The following is a 996-nucleotide window of genomic DNA, read 5'->3' as shown; positions in this document are numbered from 1 at the left end:
TATGAGGCAGGCTTTTCTCCTATTTGTCCGCCTTTGTACTTGCCCCTGTTTCTCAACGATGCTGTTCCCGAGGAGCATAAAAGCGGCATCGACATGAGCCGTGACCTGCTCCGCCGTTCGCATGTGCTGGTTGTCTGCGGGCACAGTATGACCGAAGCCATGAAAAATGATATTGCCGTGGCCCAGCGGCTGGGAATTACGGCAACAACCCTTGAGGGCATCCTGACCGTCAAGGGACAGGGCCGCCGCTAATGGCAACCCTGTTTGAAGCCTACGTTACCAACGCCGGAAAGTACAGCGAGGGCCAGCTTGTGGGTGAAACACTGAAATTTCCCACAACCGCCCAGGAGGTGGAGGCTCTCTTGAAACGGATCGGCGTGGATGGCGTCCGCTATCAGGAAATTTTTATTACCTCTTTCGATGGGGATGTGCTGGGGCTCTATGACCATTTGAGCGAGTATGAAAATCTGGACGAGCTTAATCATCTGGCCTGCCTGCTTTCCGAGCTTACCTCATCGGAGCTGGAAACACTGGAGGCCGTCCTCGACAGCGGCGATCACTGTTCTTCGGTGCGGGACATCATCAATCTGACACAAAATCTGGACTGTTACGGCTTTTACCCCGGCGTATCCGATGAGGAAACGCTGGGGCGTATTTATGTGGACGATCTGGAAATGTTGGATGTGCCGGATCAGGTAAAACCGTATTTCGATTATGAGGCGTATGGCCGGGATGCCTGCATCCACGAAAACGGCCATTTTGCCCCGGGCGGCTATGTTGTCAAAGAAAGCGATCATTTCGTGGAAGTGTATCATGGCTTGCAGGATATTCCCAAGGAGCATAAGGTGTTCTCTTTCCCGAAGCTCTCTATCCGGGCGCAAATGGCCGCTTATCAGGAAATCATAGACGGTTCTTCTTTGGAGGGCTACCGTCAAATGCAGAAAAAAGACCGTGGGGATCGGTGATGGCACTTCGAGACAAATTGTCCCAAGGAAG

General features: G+C 52.7%; 2 protein-coding genes. Both read left to right on the top strand.

The genetic code is table 11. The annotated features are described in order from the left end of the window. Positions 1-252, top strand: a 252-nt coding sequence (locus tag DMI82_RS19495; RefSeq protein ID WP_110104297.1) for a DUF7768 domain-containing protein, incomplete at its 5' end; no start/stop codon positions are given. After that, positions 252-965 (top strand): antirestriction protein ArdA, encoded by a 714-nt coding sequence (locus tag DMI82_RS19490; RefSeq protein WP_110104298.1) that lies wholly within the window; start codon positions 252-254, stop codon positions 963-965. The genes DMI82_RS19495 and DMI82_RS19490, both read left to right, overlap by 1 nt. Positions 966-996: the final 31 nt, after the last annotated feature.

It is taken from the genome of Blautia sp. BCRC 81119 (genome assembly GCF_003184505.1).
In the GTDB taxonomy this organism is placed as follows: domain Bacteria; phylum Bacillota; class Clostridia; order Lachnospirales; family Lachnospiraceae; genus Blautia_A; species Blautia_A fusiformis.
The sequence above is the reverse complement of the archived record's forward strand: the minus strand, read 5'-3'. Positions and strand labels throughout refer to the sequence as shown.